Annotated in this window: 19 protein-coding genes; 10 read left to right on the top strand and 9 right to left on the bottom strand. The window is 38.4% G+C overall.

Annotated features, from left to right (window positions below; all coding sequences use genetic code 11):
• Positions 1 to 50: 50 nt before the first annotated feature.
• The 7 genes from PSF27_RS18315 (at position 51) to PSF27_RS18285 (ending at position 5018) form a co-directional block, all read left to right on the top strand.
• Positions 51 to 779 (top strand): fimbrial biogenesis chaperone, encoded by a 729-nt coding sequence (locus tag PSF27_RS18315; protein WP_272681991.1) that lies wholly within the window; start codon positions 51 to 53, stop codon positions 777 to 779.
• A 27-nt stretch (positions 780 to 806) separates the two neighbouring features.
• Positions 807 to 1157 carry a hypothetical protein gene (locus PSF27_RS18310; RefSeq protein ID WP_272681989.1) on the top strand — a complete coding sequence of 117 codons (351 nt, stop codon included), beginning with the start codon at positions 807 to 809 and terminating at the stop codon, positions 1155 to 1157.
• Positions 1150 to 1677, top strand: coding sequence for a fimbrial protein (locus PSF27_RS18305; protein ID WP_272681988.1), 528 nt, complete (start codon positions 1150 to 1152; stop codon positions 1675 to 1677). The genes PSF27_RS18310 and PSF27_RS18305 overlap by 8 nt, the downstream gene beginning before the upstream one ends.
• A gap of 11 nt (positions 1678 to 1688) precedes the next feature.
• Entirely contained in the window at positions 1689 to 2198 is a 510-nt protein-coding gene (locus PSF27_RS18300; RefSeq protein ID WP_272681987.1) for a fimbrial protein, read from the top strand.
• 14 nt (positions 2199 to 2212) lie between these two features.
• Positions 2213 to 3268 carry an MrpH family fimbial adhesin gene (locus PSF27_RS18295; RefSeq protein ID WP_272681986.1) on the top strand — a complete coding sequence of 352 codons (1056 nt, stop codon included), beginning with the start codon at positions 2213 to 2215 and terminating at the stop codon, positions 3266 to 3268.
• A gap of 17 nt (positions 3269 to 3285) precedes the next feature.
• Entirely contained in the window at positions 3286 to 4689 is a 1404-nt protein-coding gene (locus PSF27_RS18290; RefSeq protein ID WP_272681985.1) for an O-antigen ligase domain-containing protein, read from the top strand.
• 65 nt (positions 4690 to 4754) lie between these two features.
• Positions 4755 to 5018, top strand: coding sequence for a helix-turn-helix domain-containing protein (locus PSF27_RS18285; protein WP_272539016.1), 264 nt, complete (start codon positions 4755 to 4757; stop codon positions 5016 to 5018).
• A 92-nt stretch (positions 5019 to 5110) separates the two neighbouring features.
• Here the strand turns inward: PSF27_RS18285 and PSF27_RS18280 are convergent, their stop codons facing one another.
• The 6 genes from PSF27_RS18280 to PSF27_RS18255 form a co-directional block, all read right to left on the bottom strand.
• Positions 5111 to 6388 (bottom strand): glycosyltransferase, encoded by a 1278-nt coding sequence (locus PSF27_RS18280; RefSeq protein WP_272681984.1) that lies wholly within the window; start codon positions 6386 to 6388, stop codon positions 5111 to 5113.
• Positions 6389 to 6409: 21 nt separating this feature from the next.
• Positions 6410 to 7270, bottom strand: a complete 861-nt coding sequence (locus PSF27_RS18275) for a TauD/TfdA dioxygenase family protein (protein WP_272681983.1) — start codon at positions 7268 to 7270, stop codon at positions 6410 to 6412.
• 59 nt (positions 7271 to 7329) lie between these two features.
• A complete protein-coding gene (locus PSF27_RS18270; protein ID WP_272681982.1) occupies positions 7330 to 8286 on the bottom strand; it encodes an isocyanide synthase family protein in 957 nt (318 codons plus the stop codon).
• Between the two features lie 508 nt (positions 8287 to 8794).
• The gene (locus tag PSF27_RS18265; protein WP_272681981.1) at positions 8795 to 9976 is read right to left on the bottom strand and encodes a cyanate transporter; all 1182 of its coding nucleotides are present in this window, start codon (positions 9974 to 9976) and stop codon (positions 8795 to 8797) included.
• Positions 9976 to 10440, bottom strand: a complete 465-nt coding sequence (locus PSF27_RS18260; RefSeq protein WP_272681980.1) for a nucleoside deaminase — start codon at positions 10438 to 10440, stop codon at positions 9976 to 9978. Before PSF27_RS18260 ends, PSF27_RS18265 begins: the two co-directional genes overlap by 1 nt.
• Positions 10440 to 11126 (bottom strand): ankyrin repeat domain-containing protein, encoded by a 687-nt coding sequence (locus PSF27_RS18255; RefSeq protein ID WP_272681979.1) that lies wholly within the window; start codon positions 11124 to 11126, stop codon positions 10440 to 10442. Before PSF27_RS18255 ends, PSF27_RS18260 begins: the two co-directional genes overlap by 1 nt.
• Positions 11127 to 11210: 84 nt before the next feature.
• Between PSF27_RS18255 and PSF27_RS18250 the strand changes: the two genes are divergently transcribed.
• Complete coding sequence (locus tag PSF27_RS18250) at positions 11211 to 12065, top strand: LysR substrate-binding domain-containing protein (protein ID WP_272681978.1); 855 nt, start codon at positions 11211 to 11213, stop codon at positions 12063 to 12065.
• A 2-nt stretch (positions 12066 to 12067) separates the two neighbouring features.
• Positions 12068 to 12436, top strand: coding sequence for a nuclear transport factor 2 family protein (locus PSF27_RS18245; protein ID WP_272681977.1), 369 nt, complete (start codon positions 12068 to 12070; stop codon positions 12434 to 12436).
• Positions 12437 to 12486: 50 nt separating this feature from the next.
• Here the strand turns inward: PSF27_RS18245 and PSF27_RS18240 are convergent, their stop codons facing one another.
• A complete protein-coding gene (locus tag PSF27_RS18240; RefSeq protein ID WP_272681976.1) occupies positions 12487 to 13452 on the bottom strand; it encodes an agmatinase in 966 nt (321 codons plus the stop codon).
• A 43-nt stretch (positions 13453 to 13495) separates the two neighbouring features.
• Positions 13496 to 14716, bottom strand: a complete 1221-nt coding sequence (locus tag PSF27_RS18235; RefSeq protein ID WP_272681975.1) for a sodium/glutamate symporter — start codon at positions 14714 to 14716, stop codon at positions 13496 to 13498.
• A 279-nt stretch (positions 14717 to 14995) separates the two neighbouring features.
• Here PSF27_RS18235 and PSF27_RS18230 point away from each other — a divergent pair, with 279 nt between their 5' ends.
• Complete coding sequence (locus PSF27_RS18230) at positions 14996 to 15868, top strand: LysR family transcriptional regulator (protein WP_206084652.1); 873 nt, start codon at positions 14996 to 14998, stop codon at positions 15866 to 15868.
• A gap of 61 nt (positions 15869 to 15929) precedes the next feature.
• Here PSF27_RS18230 and fbaA read toward each other — a convergent pair whose 3' ends face one another.
• Entirely contained in the window at positions 15930 to 17006 is a 1077-nt protein-coding gene (gene fbaA / locus PSF27_RS18225) for a class II fructose-bisphosphate aldolase (protein WP_206084651.1), read from the bottom strand.
• Positions 17007 to 17017: the final 11 nt, after the last annotated feature.

Raw genomic sequence — 17017 nt, 5'->3', positions numbered from 1 at the left:
CCCTCAGGACGTTTACCCTACTATCATTTGTCGTTAATAAGAGAACTAAGATGAAATTGAACCGCCATTTTTTACTTTTAACCACAGCCTTTACGCTCACGGTAAGCGTCTTGAGCACCGCTCAAGCCGCCGTCACGCTTGATCGTACGCGTATTATTTTCGATGGAAATCAGCCATCTATTAATATTACTATCCGCAATGATAACCCTGAATTGCCTTACTTAGCACAGTCATGGTTAGAAAATACCTTAGAGCAAAAACTCGAAACAGGCCCTATTATTGCCACGCCCCCTATTCAGCGTATGGAGCCAAAGTCCACCAGCTTGGTTCGCTTAAGTACAGCGCCTGACATAGCAAAATTACCACAAGACAGAGAATCCCTGTTTTATTACAACTTGCGCGAAATTCCACCTAAATCATCAGAGGCTGGTGTGTTGCAAATTGCGTTACAAAGCCGCGTAAAACTGTTTTATCGCCCAGAAAGTATTGTGGCGCAAAGTAAAACAGATTGGGCAAAACACGTCACGCTAACGCCTGCAGCAACGGGCTATACATTAAATAATCCAACACCTTTTTATTTAACCGTTATAGGCATTGGAAACAGCCAAAAGCAATCTGAAGAGAGTGATTTTGAGGCTGTCATGGTGCCACCAAAATCGAATCAAATTATTAAATCAGCCAAATTTTCAACACCTTACCTGACATACATTAATGATTACGGCGGAAAGCCATCACTGGCATTCAAGTGCCAAGTATCACAGTGCAGTGTGACTGAATAATGCGTCAAAATAGAAAGGAGCATAACGATGAAATTACGTTACTTAGCGCTATGGGCTTTTGCGGCACCTATTTTTGCGCAGTCCACTGCACCAGTCACTACGGGCACCATCTATGTCAACGCACGTATTGTCACGGCTCCTTGTCTACCTAAGATTTCATTAAAATTAAATGAAACCACGTTACTAGCACAAACTTATCAATTAGAAATGAATTTTTCCCATTGTAATCAATTAGCAAAACGACACGCTTGGGTCCCTTTTACTTTGAAGTTGGGTGCAGAAAAGCATGTGTTAGCGCAACCCTTGCACAATAACACATTTTTGTTATCTATCCCTGCCAATAACACAGCACAACGTCTGGAAATAAATTATGACTAAGTACTCAATATTATTATTTAGCCTTTTATTCCTAACGGGAAATAGCAGTTTTGCCAATAGCTTAACAGTTTATTTTGAAGGGGTATTAGTGCCTTTAGGTTGTCGCCTCAGTGATGATGATGCCCAGAAAAAAGTCTACCTGTCTGGGTTACGCTTTTCATCCCTCGAAACACTAGGGCGCTCTGAAATGCAGCCCTTTAAATTGGATATCGTGGATTGTTCAGCGATGGCATTAAATAAAACCATCAAAATCACCTTAAATACCCAAAATACTGAAGCGCATAATGGCATTAACTACCTAAAAACAACAGGTGAATCCAATGTGTTATTAGCGCTTACGGATAGCAATGGCAAAGAGCTCGACCTAAATACAAAAATAGACGTCAGTACTGTCACTGAATCAGGAAAAGGGTCAATTAATACTCTTTCATTTGGTGTGTATGCACAAAAACCCTTTAATGCGCGTTTAACAACAGGCGGCTTTTCTTCAACCGTGACGTTCAACCTTGATTATCAATAGGGAGAATTAGAATGAAACTAACGCGTTTTGTATTTCCTTTAGTCGGGCTATTTATTTCCTTTTGTACCCAAGCCGATATCTTGCTGTCACTGTCTGCCAAGTTAGTGCGACCGCCTTGTGTGTTAACCGCGGAAAATGGCGAGAAAGAACTATTTATCAATTTTAGAGAAGTTGCCTTAGATAGATTAACGGAAGAAAAGCAGTCTTTTGGCATTTTGATTAAGCAATGTGAGCTTCGTAAAAATTTACAGGTTTATCTTTCTCCGAGAGAAGGCAATACCCTAACTGTCAATAACGAAACGGTGCTGGCCACCTCAATTAATGGGCTGGGTATTCGTTTTTCAGAAGAAAATAAAAGCACGGCGCTGAACTTGAATAAATGGGAAAGGATCGCCCCTACCATCAGTGGTGATACAGGGAAAATCGTTATTCAGTCGCAACTTGTGACTAATCAAGCCCTAGAAAACCTTACCGCAGGGCCATTTACCGCGGCTTTATCTGTAATGGTTGATTACCTGTAATATTGAGAAAACTTATGAAAAAGTTAAAAATTTATTCACAATTACTGTTATTGCTACCACTGTGTTTAAGCAGCCTACAAGCACAAGCAACCCGCTATGCAGGCGCTGGTGGTGGCTATAAAATGAGTTTAATTTCGAACAATTCGGTTGTGGCAACAACCCCAACTATTGGCACAGATAACAATAAATATTATTTAATTGCGCCACCAAATAGTACAGGGATTGTTATTAATGAAACAACGTCACAACCTTTTGGCCAAGTTAAATGCACAGTTAATTTCCTCGAAGGAAACTACAGTTCAGGACTTGCTTGGAGTTATGCTTATCACCGCGTATTTGCATATATGCCAGAAGCGGGGTTTTCACTTAAAGGACTAACGGCCTATAAAATCAACTCAAATACTTTTTTTACGCTTTATTCTGATAACGGCATTACTAGCGGGTGGCGAAATATTTCTGGGCGTGGGTGCTCAAATGAAGAAATGGGACCATTAGCGACCTCTTTCTTTACTGTGCATTTTCCGTTTGAAGTGAGGGTTTACGTTAAAGAAATCCCCGTTGATGGCAAAATTGTGATTCCTGATGCGATGATTGCAGGCTATACCCGTTTATTCCAAGACTATGGCACGCCAACTCTTTACGTGCCAGCAGATAAAGCCAGTGTAAAATTAGACCTCGCAACATCGGTGGTTAATTACCCATCAAATTGCCGTTCTAATATTGATAATTTAAATATTGACCATAAAACATTGGATGCCTTTGAGTTTAATAGTAAGGAAACACGCACAGTCACCTATACCTGTGAACGAGTTCAGCCTGTAAAAGTGAAATTAAAATTAGATTACGCAACTGACACCGACCCAGAAAAACGCGTTCCACTAAAATCAGGCAATAATACAATTTACTCTGAAGTCACGCTTTATGATGAGCAAACCAACCAAAGTGGGAAAGAAATTGAAACCACTATTGATAAGGTCAAAAATATTCGCATTGAAAGTCAGCTTTCAGGTTCAGACGCTGAACCTGGAGACTACAAAGGCAATGCTTGGTTAATCGCTACCTTTATTTAATACCGTGGTAATGCACTATGATTATGATATCTCGCTCATTATTTATTGGTATATTTATTATTTGGCATTTAGCCAGCCTAATTTATATTGATAGCCTAGGAAGTTTACGTCAATCACTTCCGCAAAATATCATTGGCTGGCTTGCTATTACTATAATTATTTCGACTATTTCATTTACTGTTTTTTATCGGAAGAATAAAATTGTTATAACTGTACCCGCAATTTGTTTTTTGATTGCATTAATTTTTTTAGCCATGGGGCTTGCTTATTCGACAGATATAAAAAGTGACCTTATTTTTTGGTATTGGTCAGGTATTACTATTGGTGTTTTATTATATGTCACTGGGCTACAAATAAAAGATAGATGGCAAGTACAGTCATTTTGTATTTATTGCAATATTACATTCTCAGCTATTCAAGCGTTCTTAACAGGTTACCAGTTTTTTACTCAACCCGATATTTTTTATTTCGCAACTGATATGCGGTCAAATGGCTTATCACAACAAATTAATATATTGTCAGTGAGCGTAGCGGCATCATGCTTACTTGCAATGATGACACTTATATTATCACAATTTACCTTAGCGAATACTAAATATGAAAATATACGAACTATCGCCTTAGGCTGCTCAATTTTTTTATTTACTTTAACTCTCGTAACACTTCAGTCCGTCACGACATGGTTAAGTTTTATTGTGGCAATTTTCATATTCATTTGTTTTTTCTATAAAAAAAATCAGCTTAGAGTGATTGCTAGCTACTTTATCATGGCTGTAGCTATGTTTATTGGTATTTACCTCATTAAATTATGCCCTCAGTTTATCAATACTGAGGTGATTAATCAGTTTCATTTAAAACAAATGCTACGATTTTCGATTACTCTCTTTTTGGAGCAACCCGATGATATATGGGATCCTTCGTTAATCCCTAAGGATAGTTATGGCAGAACACCATTACCCTTTTTAAGTCCAGAACAATACATCGTTCCACATTCACATAATGAAATTTTTCTTTGGATTATGAAAGGTAGCCATATTAACTTGGTTTTTATGTCTCTACTGATAACAGGGAGTATTTACGTTATTTTCCAATCTTTTATTAAATACAAAAAAAATGGCAATGGTTATTCATTAGCGATGATCATTGCTATATTCCCTATTGTAATCCACAACAATGTTGAATACCCTTTTCTTTTATCGGTATTACATTGGGGTATTATCATATTATTTTTATCTTTTTCTGACTCAGCATTTTCACTAAAAGAACAATCACTTTTTTATATTAACAAAAATTTATCCGCCTTATTCAGTATTATGATATCAATTATTGGGCTTAGTGTTTTTATTGCGGGAATGCTTTTATTTAATGGCGATGATTACATTCACTCCAATAACAATATCGAATTAACAAACCTTAAATAATTATTTAGTTTATACCAATAGTTCCACACTAATTTGATTCATTATTACTTGATTAGAGCTATATTATGACAAAATACCATACAGATATTTCAAATTCTTATATTGGGCAAAAAATGCGCAGACGCCGCTTACAAATGGGTTTAACCGGCGACAATTTAGGTCAAAAATCGGGTTTAAGTCAACAGCAAATATCCCGTTACGAGCGCGGCGTACAAAATTTTACCATTCGTCGACTTTGTATATTCGCCAATATCCTGCAATGTGATTTAAACTATTTTCTTGAACAAGAGAATAATGAAACTATAGCAAATATAGATAAATTTTATTAGCTAATAACTAATAGAGATAACTTAGTTTGTCGTTTTATAAAATTAAGTTATCTCTCTAACATTATGAATGAATTTTTACAGTAGCTTAATTATTAATATAAAAGCTTATTGATATAATGTAGTGCTAATTCTAAAGTATTATACTGCTGATTCGCCTCTTGCATAATTTTTGCTTGTTGATGCCATAATGGCGTTGATAACATCTCAGTGACCGCATTTAATATTTGTTCATCACTCGGCATATCTGTTTGCAAACTAATTCCACAACGAGACCTAAGGACTCGGGCTATCGCCTCTAATTTACCATCGCCTATCCCAGCCATTATCATTGGAACACCATGGCGTATGGCAGATGTCACTGAACCATACCCTCCATTAGTAATTAAGATTGATGCTTTGGGTAGCCAGTCTTCAAAATTAATACAATCAACAAGATAAGCGTTATCGGGAAGTGGAACCTCTGACAAATCAACCTTACGCCCCCCTGTAATAGCTAATACACGTACAGGTAAGTTTGCTAATGCCCTCAGCGTTGGCCTGAGTAATTGGTTAAAATCAACATTCGCTAATGTGCCTTGTGTCACGATAATTAAAGGCTGGTTTTCGTTTTTCCAATTAATTTGTATATGATCTTCTCTCGCGTCTATCGCCAATGACCCAATAAATTTAACGTGACTCGGTAAACTTGTATCAAAAAATTCAAATACTGATGTTGCAAGCTGCAAATAACAATCTACACCGCATATCAATGCTTCATTTTGATCTGTTTTCAATGGTAACCCGCCTGCAGCTGTCACCATCTGAGAAAATTTCTCTCTAACACTTTCAATTAATAAATGTATTTCTTCATTAATTAGCTGCTCTCGTGTAATTTCTGCTGGTAATATTTCAGGGGGTATTCTAGCGCCCCAAAACACACTATCGACAGAGGGCCAAGCTAATGGCGTTACCCCAATAGCCACAACTGGTATGCGCTTAACAAGCGCTTGTTGCAACAATGGTAAAGCAGCATAAAAGGTATTATCGATAACTAATAAGTTAGCTTGTTTTTCTTGAATTAATTGCATTAATTGCTTTGATAAGACTGGAATAGGTTGTGCAAAAAATTGTATTAAGCCTTGTGCCATTTGGCTATTACCTGCGGGGTATAAGCCCCGTTCAGGAAAATGATGTTCTAAATCACGATGGTCTATATCGACCATACTGTCAAAACAAACAAAGTTTGCCCCGCTCGCCTCCACTTGTTGTCGAAAAAAAGACCCCGTAAAAATAGTAATTTCATTTCCTTGGCCAATAAGCCCTTTCGCTAAAGTTAAAAGCGGGTATACATGTCCTGGCGTCGCAATCGCCGCTAATATTATCTGTGGCATAAGTGATTACCGAATAATTTTTTAATCTGTAAAAGAATAAAAATGAGCATTTTTACAAACAGGTACACCATGAATATGAACCCGCTGAAGTTGGCGAGGTGCTTTAGAAATAAAAGCCTCTCGACCATGTAATAACGTGAAGTTATCACAAATAGCCACATCCCCTTCTTCCCAGCTATGCGCATAATAATACCGGGGGTCATATAACCTGCTATTTAGTTCTTTTTCAAACAGGGTTTGGTTTTCTCTAGACATTCCTTTAATTATTAAAGAGTGATGATCTGCATATTTATCATCATCAATTTTCATAGGTTCGTTGTAGCGCATCACCCACTTATTGTTATTTGGGTGTAAGCAAACAAGGGGTGACACAACCTCGCCCCCATAGTGGGTAACCTGTTTTGTTTTATAGCTAATAATGGTGTCTTTCCATAATTGAACCTCTTCAAAACTGGATTCATTAAGGAGCTTTTCTGTATTAACAAACGTTGTTCGCCCCCCTTGAGATATCACTGGGGCATGTATGCAATGAAAAATTTGGAATTCTGGAATAGTTTCTCGATACATCCCATCCCAATGCAACGGTATGTAGCCATTATCTAAAACATGGTCTGAAAGGTTCGAGCGCTCCTGAATATCTAATACACTTCCAAAAGACCATTTCATGATATCCCCCCAACATTCTGAATATTCAATCAGTTTATTTTCATCTGTAAAACCTGACTGAAACCCCCGCAGTATAACCAGTGAATATTGACGAGCTAAGTGACGTAATAAGCTTATTGGCAATGCTGTAATGTTTTGATGTAAAACACATGGTGTTAATAACACCCCAAAAGGGTTAATTAATTTAACATGACAATTTATTGAGCTTATATTCATAAAACCTCACGTTATTATTTACCTATATATTTATTTTTATTAATACAAATAAACTTCAATTAAATAGATTCAATTACGTAATGGCTGGGTGAACCGTTAACCTCAACAAGTTTTCCGTTCATTTTCTTTGCTGTTTCATTTTTCATTAATATAAATCGGCCATTTATATTAACGGCAACACCGTGCCATGGTGTTAACCAATTATCTCTGGTTGGCATTAAATGAATACCCATTTTAATACTATCCGCGGGTTGCGGATGAATGGAAAGACGGATCGCAGATGGGAACTTTGTTGATAACAAATTCCCCCATGCTCGACTACGTTGAATAACGCCTACAGCACGCTGTTTAGCATTTCTTTGCAGAGCTGCTTTCGACCCCGTGTAATCGGGAAGAAAGCTATCTTCATATAAAAAACGCGTAATAGCTTGATATAATTGAATACCCCCATTCGTCTGCTTGAGTTCTCCTTTTATCTCCTCAATAGAGGTTGCGTAATTTTTAACTAATAACGACCTTAATTGGGTATAATCTTGAGAATATTGAGTTAATTCTTTAACACTACTAAGGGAATATAAATATAGACTCTCCCCATCTAGTTTAGATAATAATTTATTAAGTTCTTTTTGATAAAGCGTAATGTCATTATCATCAACATAAATAAGATCACTAAACACATGTCCATCAGAACAGATAATAATCTTAGCACCTAATGAGTAAATATCTTTTATTTTCTGGCAAAGCGAATTCAAAAAAACAAGCGATAACTTTTCTGCCATATCTGGTATCTTTCCTAATACCTTCTTAGGGTTGGGTGATTTAGTCGGAAAAGCAGGTAAAATAAATTCAATAGGCTGCCTTTTTTCAATAAATGCACGGATCCTTGGAATTTGAATTTCAGATACCTTTCTTTCCTCATATTCATCACACTCATTTGATTGAGAAAAGCAACGACGATATTTTAATAACTCTTTTAAAACCTGATGAGAGATATCTATTGAATCAAAATTTTCCATAATTCATCACCTTACCATAAACATGATTCGATAAAACTAATAAAAACAAATAAGGCCATGAAAAACCAGATACCTTTTGAATACATATTAAAAAATAAAAAAGAAAATAAAAATAATATAAAAAATATAACGTTAATTAAAAATAATATGATTATTAATGATTAAAATTAATTTTATTATTTCAATAGCTAACTCATTATATAAAAATAGAGTAAGATAACTTTAGGTTAATTTCACTATATCCATAGGCTATTATTTTTTGAGTTGATTTGGTGAAATAACGAAGCATCCAAGAAATGCCAAAATCGCTGTTAATCAGAACCCCCTCGGCGAACACGAAGAAACGCCCCAACACAGTGTTCTTCCCGTGTTGAGTGGGCTTGAGTGAATGTTTTTCCAATACGTTGCGGCATAGTCGTTCATATTGAATAAACAATTATGTCGCTATCTGGGCAAAAAACACCAAAACAACAATAACCATCGTTCGTAATAAAATAACGGGAATTTTTTATTTTAAAGCAAATATTTGGCTATATCCTTTCGGGTTTAAACGTAAATAAAGCAGCAATGTCACTAGCACAAAAATAACATGCATTCCCCACACCCAAGTAAAACTCTGGCTTAACTGGTGTAACCATGCCGCGAGTAGTGGGCCAAATGCAGCGATAATAAACCCGCCCGCTTGCATTAATGCCGTTAATGCCCCCGCGCTAACTGGATGGGGAATATGATCCAGTGCCGTAATAATGCTAAGCGCAAAACAGCCGCCTAACCCAACACCTAATAGTGCTATCCATAAGAAAGGCACATCACGGGCAAACAACATTAATCCAATAAACCCGATGGCTTGGCAACTTAACGTCGTAATAAGCCAGAAACGACGATCAATATTGTGAGAAGCGAGTACAGGGATCATCAGAGCTGATAAGGCCTGAAACACCGTCAGCATGGCAACAAAAGAGCCACTTTGTGCAGCACTCATTCCCTGTTCTTGGAAAAAAGGCGCTAACCACGTGACAACTGTTCCATAACCCGCATTGATTAACCCAAACCCCGCCATTAATAACCAGGCCCGTGGCTTTTTAAAGAAAGCGAATACGGAAACGTGACCAACGCTAGTTTTATTCATCGTACGAATATTTAATAGGATAGCAATTAACGCGATCAGCGCAGGGAGTGCTAGCCATGCCAACGCACTTTGCCAATGGCCTGTTACACTTTCTAAAATAGGGGTTAACTGTGCGCCTATCGCACCGCCCGCCATTAACGTTGCAGAATAGAGCCCCGTCATCATGGCCATTTTTTGTGGAAAATGCGCTTTAATAAAACCAGGAAAAACCGCTTGAATATAAGCGGCACCAGCACCACACAAAAATGCCGTAAACAATAATATGTGACCATTTTCGGCAAAATAGCGGGAAAAAGAACCGAAAAATAGCAATAACATCGCCAAAGCAATTCCGCTTCGCTCGCCTATTCGTTGGTTTAATGCGGGGACAACCAATGCACCAATCCCCATCAATAACATGGGCAATAACGTCAGAAGCGAAATGCTTTGGTAGCTCATTCCTGTCGTGTGAATAATATTGTCGATGACAGGGCCAGGACCTGTCATAAAGGGCCGTAAATTCAGTCCAACTAACACAATAGTGACCACTAACGCGAGGGAGTACGACGCTGTTTTACCCATTATTTTTGCTGTTCCCACCACATTTGGTACAGCGCTGAGCGCGGTGCATCATTTGGCCTCAATTGCTCAAATTTAAAACCCAATTGTTGCTCAGGTGCCACACGTAACGCCTTGGCAATTTCCGCGGTTGATAAGCCAAAGGGCTCTGCATCTTGGTTTGAATAACCATATACCACGCGAGAAACCCCCGCCATGCGCATTGCAGCAAGGCACATTGGGCAGGGTTGCCCACTGGCATAAACAATACAATCATCCAGTTTAACGCGGTTCAATGCCTTCCCCGCTTGGCGTAATGCCATTAATTCCGCGTGCGCGGTGGGGTCGTATAATTCAAGCATTTGATTTACCCCTGTTGCCACTACTTTACCTTCTCTAACAACAACAGCACCAAATGGGCGACCACCCGCCTGCACATTTTCTTCAGCAAGCAAAACCGCCTGCTGTAAAAATTGCCTATCCGACATTATTTCGCTCCTGCTTTTTCAAGGATTTCAATCAAGTTACGGTAGCCTTTACTTTTTGCTAACGTTAAAGGCGATATCCCTGAGCCATCCGCTAAGTTGACATCCGCCCCGCCTTCAATCAACAGCGTGACAATTTGCACGTACTTGTCGCTACCATCCCCCAAAATAATCGCTTCAATCAATGCCGTCCACCCGAGGCGATTAATATGGTTTACGTCCACACCCGCATCAATCAAGGTTTTAACCGTGTCGATATGGCCACGTTCTGACGCAGGGATCAACGCCGTACCGCCATAACGGTTGGTACTGTTTAAATCAGCCCCATTTTTCAGGGTTAATAATAAAATACCTTGCAGCCCACGCGCTCCTGCATAAAGGTACGGTGAATCTTGCATATTATCCTTCGCATTCACATCTGCGCCATGCTCAATTAAGTAGCGCGCCACATCCACACGGTTTTCATGAGTAGCTGCCATTAATGGAGTACGTTGGCGCAAATCCCGTTGCTCGATGTTAGCTCCTTGCTCAATTAGCGTTTGAACTTGGTATAAATTGCCTTGCTCAGCCGCGCTAACCAGTATATTAGATTGTGATGTTGCCATTCCTTTCACCATAAAGATCAATGAAATTGAAAGAATACCCAGTAAATAAACCAACCACTTAACACGTAACAATGTTGTTTTCATGATTTATCTCCTTCTCATCTATTTAATCTACTCAAAAAGTATGCTATTTAGAAATTAAATAACCAAATGATAGGTATTAAATAAATGAATCCATTGCTCAATTTAGTCCTGTTGAACACCTTTGTCACCGTTGCCGAAACAGGGAATTTCACTGTGGCTTCACAGCATTTAAATTCAACGCAATCTACATTGAGTCAGCAAATTCAACGCTTAGAAACTCTAGTGGGGCAGCCATTGTTTGTTCGAGGCCACCGCATCTTAACGTTGACCGAAACAGGTGAAATCCTGCTTAGCTATGCGAAAAAAATCTTAGCATTAAACGACACATTTTTTATGAAGATCACGGGCAGTGCGGTGATCCACACGCTTCGTCTTGGTTTTCCTGAAGATCTGGCATCAGGGCAAGTTACCCCTACCCTTGCCGCCTTTATGCAAGCAAACCCCAATGTGCGCTTAGAAGTCACAAGTGGTTTAAGCCGCCAGCTACATCAGCGCTATCAACATGGGGAATTAGACTTAATCATCGTTAAACAGAAAAAAGGGGAATTTAAGAGTGATTACAGCTGGCCTGAACCGTTATGCTGGCTAACTAGCAATCAACGTCAATCACTCAATAGTGATTCTGTCCCGCTTATCGTTTTCCCTGAAAATGGCTTGTATCGCAATGATATGTTTAAGTTATTAGATAACGAGCAACGCCCTTGGCACATCACTTATACTTGTTCAAGCCTGGCAGGCATTCAAAGCGCCATTACGGATGGCTTAGGGATCAGTTTACTGCCCCAGCGTGCTAAGTTGCCACAGCACCGCATTTTAACGGAAGAGGAAGGTTTCCCTGCTGCTCAAGAAATGGAAATTGCGATGCACTTTCATCGTAATGCCTCAGATACTCTCACGGAACTTGCTGAAAAATTAGCACAACAACTGGAGCAACGCTAATCGTGGAAACGTTATTTAATATCCTGATTGAGTTAGAAAAAAAACTGCATTTTTCCGCTAATCGACAAAATATCGATTTTCTTCAAGATATCCTACACCCTGATTTTTTTGAATTTGGCCGTTCTGGTGGCACAACAGATAAACCCGATACCTTAGCCTCTTTGATTGATGAGGCCCCAAAAACGATTTATTCAGAAGGCTATCACTGCACATTATTGAGTGAGCACACGGTATTGATGGCTTATATGAGTTATGAATTACAACAAGGGGAAAAAATAAGGCAAACCAATCGTTCATCGATATGGTTAAAGAATTCAGCAAATCAATGGCAACTGAGGTTTCATCAGGGGACGCCAACAGATAATCAATAAAGTGGGAAATATCTCCCACTTTATTGTTAGTTCAGCATTAATTAACTCCGTTATTTTTTATCAAAATACCCTGCTCGAATAGATGCCCCTATTAAATTCACCACAAAGCGCCCAGCAGTAACGCCTGTTAGTTTAGAGGGGATATCTTTTGCAGGCGTGATTTCAACGATATCCATACCCACAACCCGACCTTTTTGCACTAAACCGTGAATTAAGCTACGCGCTTGTAAGTAAGTTACTCCACCTGGTGCAGGGCCATCTACACCTGGCATAATGCTTGGGTCGATACCATCTGCATCAATACTGATATAGTAATTTGAGTTATCTGGGATACGGTCTAAAATTGCCTGCATTCCTACTTCATGCAGTTCATAGGCAGGAATAACATGAGCACCATGATCTTTAGCTGCTTGATAATCTGCGGGACGTCCACTCCCTTGAGCACGTAAACCTATCTGAAAAATTTCACCGATATGTTTCATTTCCGATGCACGACGAATTGGACTAGACAAACCTGTATTTACACCATTAACTTCTTCACGCCAATCTAAATGAGCATCAATATGAACTAAAGTGACTGGGCCAACTTCATCAAATCCCTGTAAAATCGGCGTAGTTATACCGTGGTCACCACCTAAAATAATCGGCAACGCATTCACCCTTAATAATTGCCTGATTGCTTCTGCGGCTCTTTCATGATGTTCACCCAGTGGTTGAGATAAATCAGGGATAACGTCACCGCAATCAACGAATTTAATATCTTTACGTCCCTGCAATAGTGGACCATCAATATCAAAGTCATAATGATCTGGATGCCGAACAATTCGGTCACTCATATCACGTAAATATTGTGGTGCTCTTGATTGATCATTTGTAAAAGCATGAGCGCTATAGGCAGAGCTAAATGGCATTCCAAGTATCGCAATATCGGCTTCGATATTATTTAAATCGGTCGCAAGTTCAGAATATAAAAATGTTTTATGGCCAACATGTGGCGCTGTCGTTAATTTTTTCATCTACTTTTTCCTTATTAAACTTTAAATTTATTCTTTATTTTTATTAGCCGCCAAATGTATTGGCTAAAAATACAAATAGAGGGACACCGACAATGTCAGTTAATACTGTTCCTGCAATAGGAATAATAATGAATGCTTTCCTTGAAAATAGGCCATATTTATTACAGATAGCATCCATAACAACTAAGCCATTTGGTGTTGCACCTAATCCATGACCAATAAAACCAGCAGACATCACTGCCGCATCATAATTTTTACCCAATGCACGATACACGATAAATACAGCAACAAGAATGGTAGCAATAACCTGAGATATTAATATGATCGTTAATGGCAGAGCTAGCTCATAAAGCTCCCATAATTTTAATTTCATCATTGCCATTACTAAAAACATTTCTAATGAAATAGTTGAAATTAGAGCTACCGTATTTTTTGATATTTTTATAATCGGTTTTCTTTCATTAATTGAATGAAAAACAACACCTACAAATAAACTAAAAATATGCCCTGGTATTGTAAACCCTGTAATTTCACTTATCCATTTAGCAGTTGGCATTCCTATTGCAAGAATAGTTAAAATGGCTGCACCAGCGACAATACATTTCTGTGCGCTAATTTTATCTTCCTGGGCATCAACTTCAGCTAAATTATTTAAATCAACATGGTCTGTTTCAATTTTCAATTTATTTCTTTGGATTAGCCAATTACCGACTGGCCCGCCTAATATCGAACCTGCAATTAAGCCAAATGTTGATGCAGCCAACCCAACATTAAGCGCTTGGTCATAACCAAATGACTCAACGAGTGGTGCTAATGAAGCCGCCATCCCGTGCCCTCCCTGCATTGAGGCTTGTCCTGCCATCATTGCAACCAAAGGCTCTATATCTAATATGTAGGATAACCCAATGCTGACACCGTTTTGGGCAAATGCTAGCCCCCAGCAAATAACCATATAAATAAGTAATATTTTCCCACCACTGATTAATAATTTGACTCCTGTCATGAGTCCGATAGTGACAAAAAATACATACATAGCTAAATCATATAATGTATTATCAAATCCTAATTCTACAATATTAAATTGATACGCTAACCACATCATGATAGAAAATAAAAACCCACCAATAACAGGACTAGGTATTGAATACTTCATAAAAAATGGAAACTTCTTTATGATTATATTACTAGCAATTAACAACAAAGCACCTAATGCTGTAAATGTAATCATATCTAATTTTATTGTTAACATTTCATCTGTGACCATAAATTAGAATCCTTTTGTATTTATATATATTTGGATTAATTATTATTTTGGCGCCACCTTAGTAATAATTTATTAACAACTACAACTTTAAGATATACATGTTTTTTAATAATAAAAGTGATATTTTTGACCCCTTGGTTTCATAAAATGAAACCTTTTAAAATTAATAAAAACAATTTTAATCATTAAAATAAAACAGTAAATTTAGGCTATTTGTATCTAGTTAAAAATTGAGATAGATTAGCAATAAGTGATTGAATTCACGCAATAGGTAAAAATATGCATAATAAAAAACTAACAGAAAAAGATTTAAAATCATTACGTGTTTTTATTTCTGTTGCCGAAGCTGGCGGTTTTTCGATTGCTGAAAAAAAACTCAACATGTCCAAAGCATCTATCAGTCGGCATATACGTGAAATCGAAGAAAAACTAAGTGTTCAACTTTGTGAACGAGGACCATCCGGCTTTAAGCTGACAGAATCAGGGCTATTAGTGATTAAAAAAGCCAACACTGCACTTAAGGCACTCGATAATATAAAAACAGAAGTCGATGAACTACAAGGGATCTTATCAGGCGTGCTGGTTATTGGTGTTGTTGAACATATACTGACTAACCCACAATGTCACCTTTCTTCTGCTATTGCTAAATTCACTGAAGCGGCACCACATGTAAAGCTAGAACTCATTGTGCTCAATCATAATCAATTAAATCGAGCTTTGAGTGATCGGACAATTCAAATTGGTATACGTGGTCAATTTCATGAAAATAGCCGCTTCAACTATCAATTTTTATTTATTGAAAAGCATAAACTGTATACTTCAGAAAGTAGTGCTAAAAATAAGCATAATTTGGCATTGGTTTATCGCCCACATCCGTTCACTGAAAGTGTTCTAGCTTCTGGAGAGTTTAATAAGGGCCCTGATGCAGCAGGTTTAGAAGCTGTTGCAGCATTTATCGCTTCCGGACACTATGTTGGAATTTTGCCAGAAAACTATGCCTCTCATATTAATGCACGTCATGCCCTCGTTGAAGTAGCTAATTCCCCTGTTTTCCAAAACCGTATTTGTGCGATAACCGAATCAAGCAAACCACTGGCACAAAGTGAAGCATTATTTTTAAAATTACTTTCACAGGCCAGTGAAAAACCATAAAAAATCCCCCAGCAAGTCACCTTACTGGGGGATATTCAATTCAAAACTGAGTCTGTATTAATTACAGAACATCAACACAGTTCAGTTCTTTGAAAGCTTGTTCTAAACGAACAACCATTGAATCTTGTGCTTTACGCAGCCATACACGCGGGTCGTAGTATTTTTTGTTAGGTTTATCTGCACCTTCTGGGTTACCTAACTGACCTTGCAGATAGCCTTCGTTCTTTTTGTAGTACTGTAAAATACCATCCCAAGTTGCCCACTGAGTATCAGTATCGATGTTCATTTTGATAACACCGTAGCTAACTGCTTCTTTGATTTCAGCAGCACTTGAGCCAGAACCACCGTGGAATACGAAGTCTAAGCTGTTGTGTGGCAGGTTATATTTTTCTGAAACGTAGTCTTGTGAGTTGCGCAGAATTTTTGGCGTTAATTGAACGTTACCTGGCTTATAAACACCGTGAACGTTACCGAAAGATGCTGCGATAGTGAAACGTGGGCTTACTGCATTGAGTTTCTCGTATGCGTATGCAACATCTTCTGGTTGAGTATACAGTTCAGAGCTGTCCATACCTGTGTTATCAACACCATCTTCTTCACCACCCGTACAGCCTAATTCGATTTCCAACGTCATATCGATTTTAGCCATACGCGCTAAGTATTTAGCACAGATTTCGATATTTTCTTCCAGCGTTTCTTCTGACAGGTCAATCATGTGAGAAGAGAACAGTGGTTTACCTGTTTTCGCATAGTGTTTTTCACCTGCATCTAACAAGCCGTCGATCCATGGCAGTAATTTTTTCGCACAGTGGTCAGTATGCAGAATAACTGGCACACCATAGTGCTCAGCCATTTGATGCACATGATAAGCACCAGAGATCGCGCCTAAAACCGCTGCTTGTTGACCTTCTGCCTTCAAACCTTTACCTGCGATAAATGCTGCACCGCCGTTTGAAAACTGAACAATAACAGGCGCACGCACTTTCGCGGCCGCTTCGAGTACGGCGTTAATTGAATCCGTACCAACACAGTTCACCGCTGGCAATGCAAAGTTATTTTCTTTGGCAACTGCGAAAACTTTCTGTACATCATCACCCGTGATAACACCCGGTTTAACAAAATCAAAAATTTTAGACATGTGAAAAGGTC

Origin of the sequence: Providencia sp. PROV129, assembly GCF_028482245.1 — a bacterium.
Taxonomy (GTDB): Bacteria; Pseudomonadota; Gammaproteobacteria; order Enterobacterales; family Enterobacteriaceae; genus Providencia; species Providencia vermicola.
Note: the sequence above shows the minus strand (reverse complement) of the source record. Positions and strands in the feature narration are given on the sequence as shown.

What these genes read in the sequence shown, in the direction of transcription:
- PSF27_RS18265 (WP_272681981.1), bottom strand. Translation starts at nt 9,976, where the DNA reads ATGGGTAAAACAGCGTCGTACTCCCTCGCGTTAGTGGTCACTATTGTG.
- PSF27_RS18315 (WP_272681991.1), top strand. Translation starts at nt 51, where the DNA reads ATGAAATTGAACCGCCATTTTTTACTTTTAACCACAGCCTTTACGCTC.
- PSF27_RS18310 (WP_272681989.1), top strand. Translation starts at nt 807, where the DNA reads ATGAAATTACGTTACTTAGCGCTATGGGCTTTTGCGGCACCTATTTTT.
- PSF27_RS18290 (WP_272681985.1), top strand. Translation starts at nt 3,286, where the DNA reads ATGATTATGATATCTCGCTCATTATTTATTGGTATATTTATTATTTGG.
- PSF27_RS18295 (WP_272681986.1), top strand. Translation starts at nt 2,213, where the DNA reads ATGAAAAAGTTAAAAATTTATTCACAATTACTGTTATTGCTACCACTG.
- PSF27_RS18285 (WP_272539016.1), top strand. Translation starts at nt 4,755, where the DNA reads ATGACAAAATACCATACAGATATTTCAAATTCTTATATTGGGCAAAAA.
- PSF27_RS18255 (WP_272681979.1), bottom strand. Translation starts at nt 11,126, where the DNA reads ATGAAAACAACATTGTTACGTGTTAAGTGGTTGGTTTATTTACTGGGT.
- PSF27_RS18230 (WP_206084652.1), top strand. Translation starts at nt 14,996, where the DNA reads ATGCATAATAAAAAACTAACAGAAAAAGATTTAAAATCATTACGTGTT.
- PSF27_RS18235 (WP_272681975.1), bottom strand. Translation starts at nt 14,716, where the DNA reads ATGGTCACAGATGAAATGTTAACAATAAAATTAGATATGATTACATTT.
- PSF27_RS18280 (WP_272681984.1), bottom strand. Translation starts at nt 6,388, where the DNA reads ATGCCACAGATAATATTAGCGGCGATTGCGACGCCAGGACATGTATAC.
- PSF27_RS18305 (WP_272681988.1), top strand. Translation starts at nt 1,150, where the DNA reads ATGACTAAGTACTCAATATTATTATTTAGCCTTTTATTCCTAACGGGA.
- PSF27_RS18250 (WP_272681978.1), top strand. Translation starts at nt 11,211, where the DNA reads ATGAATCCATTGCTCAATTTAGTCCTGTTGAACACCTTTGTCACCGTT.
- PSF27_RS18275 (WP_272681983.1), bottom strand. Translation starts at nt 7,270, where the DNA reads ATGAATATAAGCTCAATAAATTGTCATGTTAAATTAATTAACCCTTTT.
- PSF27_RS18260 (WP_272681980.1), bottom strand. Translation starts at nt 10,440, where the DNA reads ATGTCGGATAGGCAATTTTTACAGCAGGCGGTTTTGCTTGCTGAAGAA.
- PSF27_RS18300 (WP_272681987.1), top strand. Translation starts at nt 1,689, where the DNA reads ATGAAACTAACGCGTTTTGTATTTCCTTTAGTCGGGCTATTTATTTCC.
- fbaA (WP_206084651.1), bottom strand. Translation starts at nt 17,006, where the DNA reads ATGTCTAAAATTTTTGATTTTGTTAAACCGGGTGTTATCACGGGTGAT.
- PSF27_RS18240 (WP_272681976.1), bottom strand. Translation starts at nt 13,452, where the DNA reads ATGAAAAAATTAACGACAGCGCCACATGTTGGCCATAAAACATTTTTA.
- PSF27_RS18270 (WP_272681982.1), bottom strand. Translation starts at nt 8,286, where the DNA reads ATGGAAAATTTTGATTCAATAGATATCTCTCATCAGGTTTTAAAAGAG.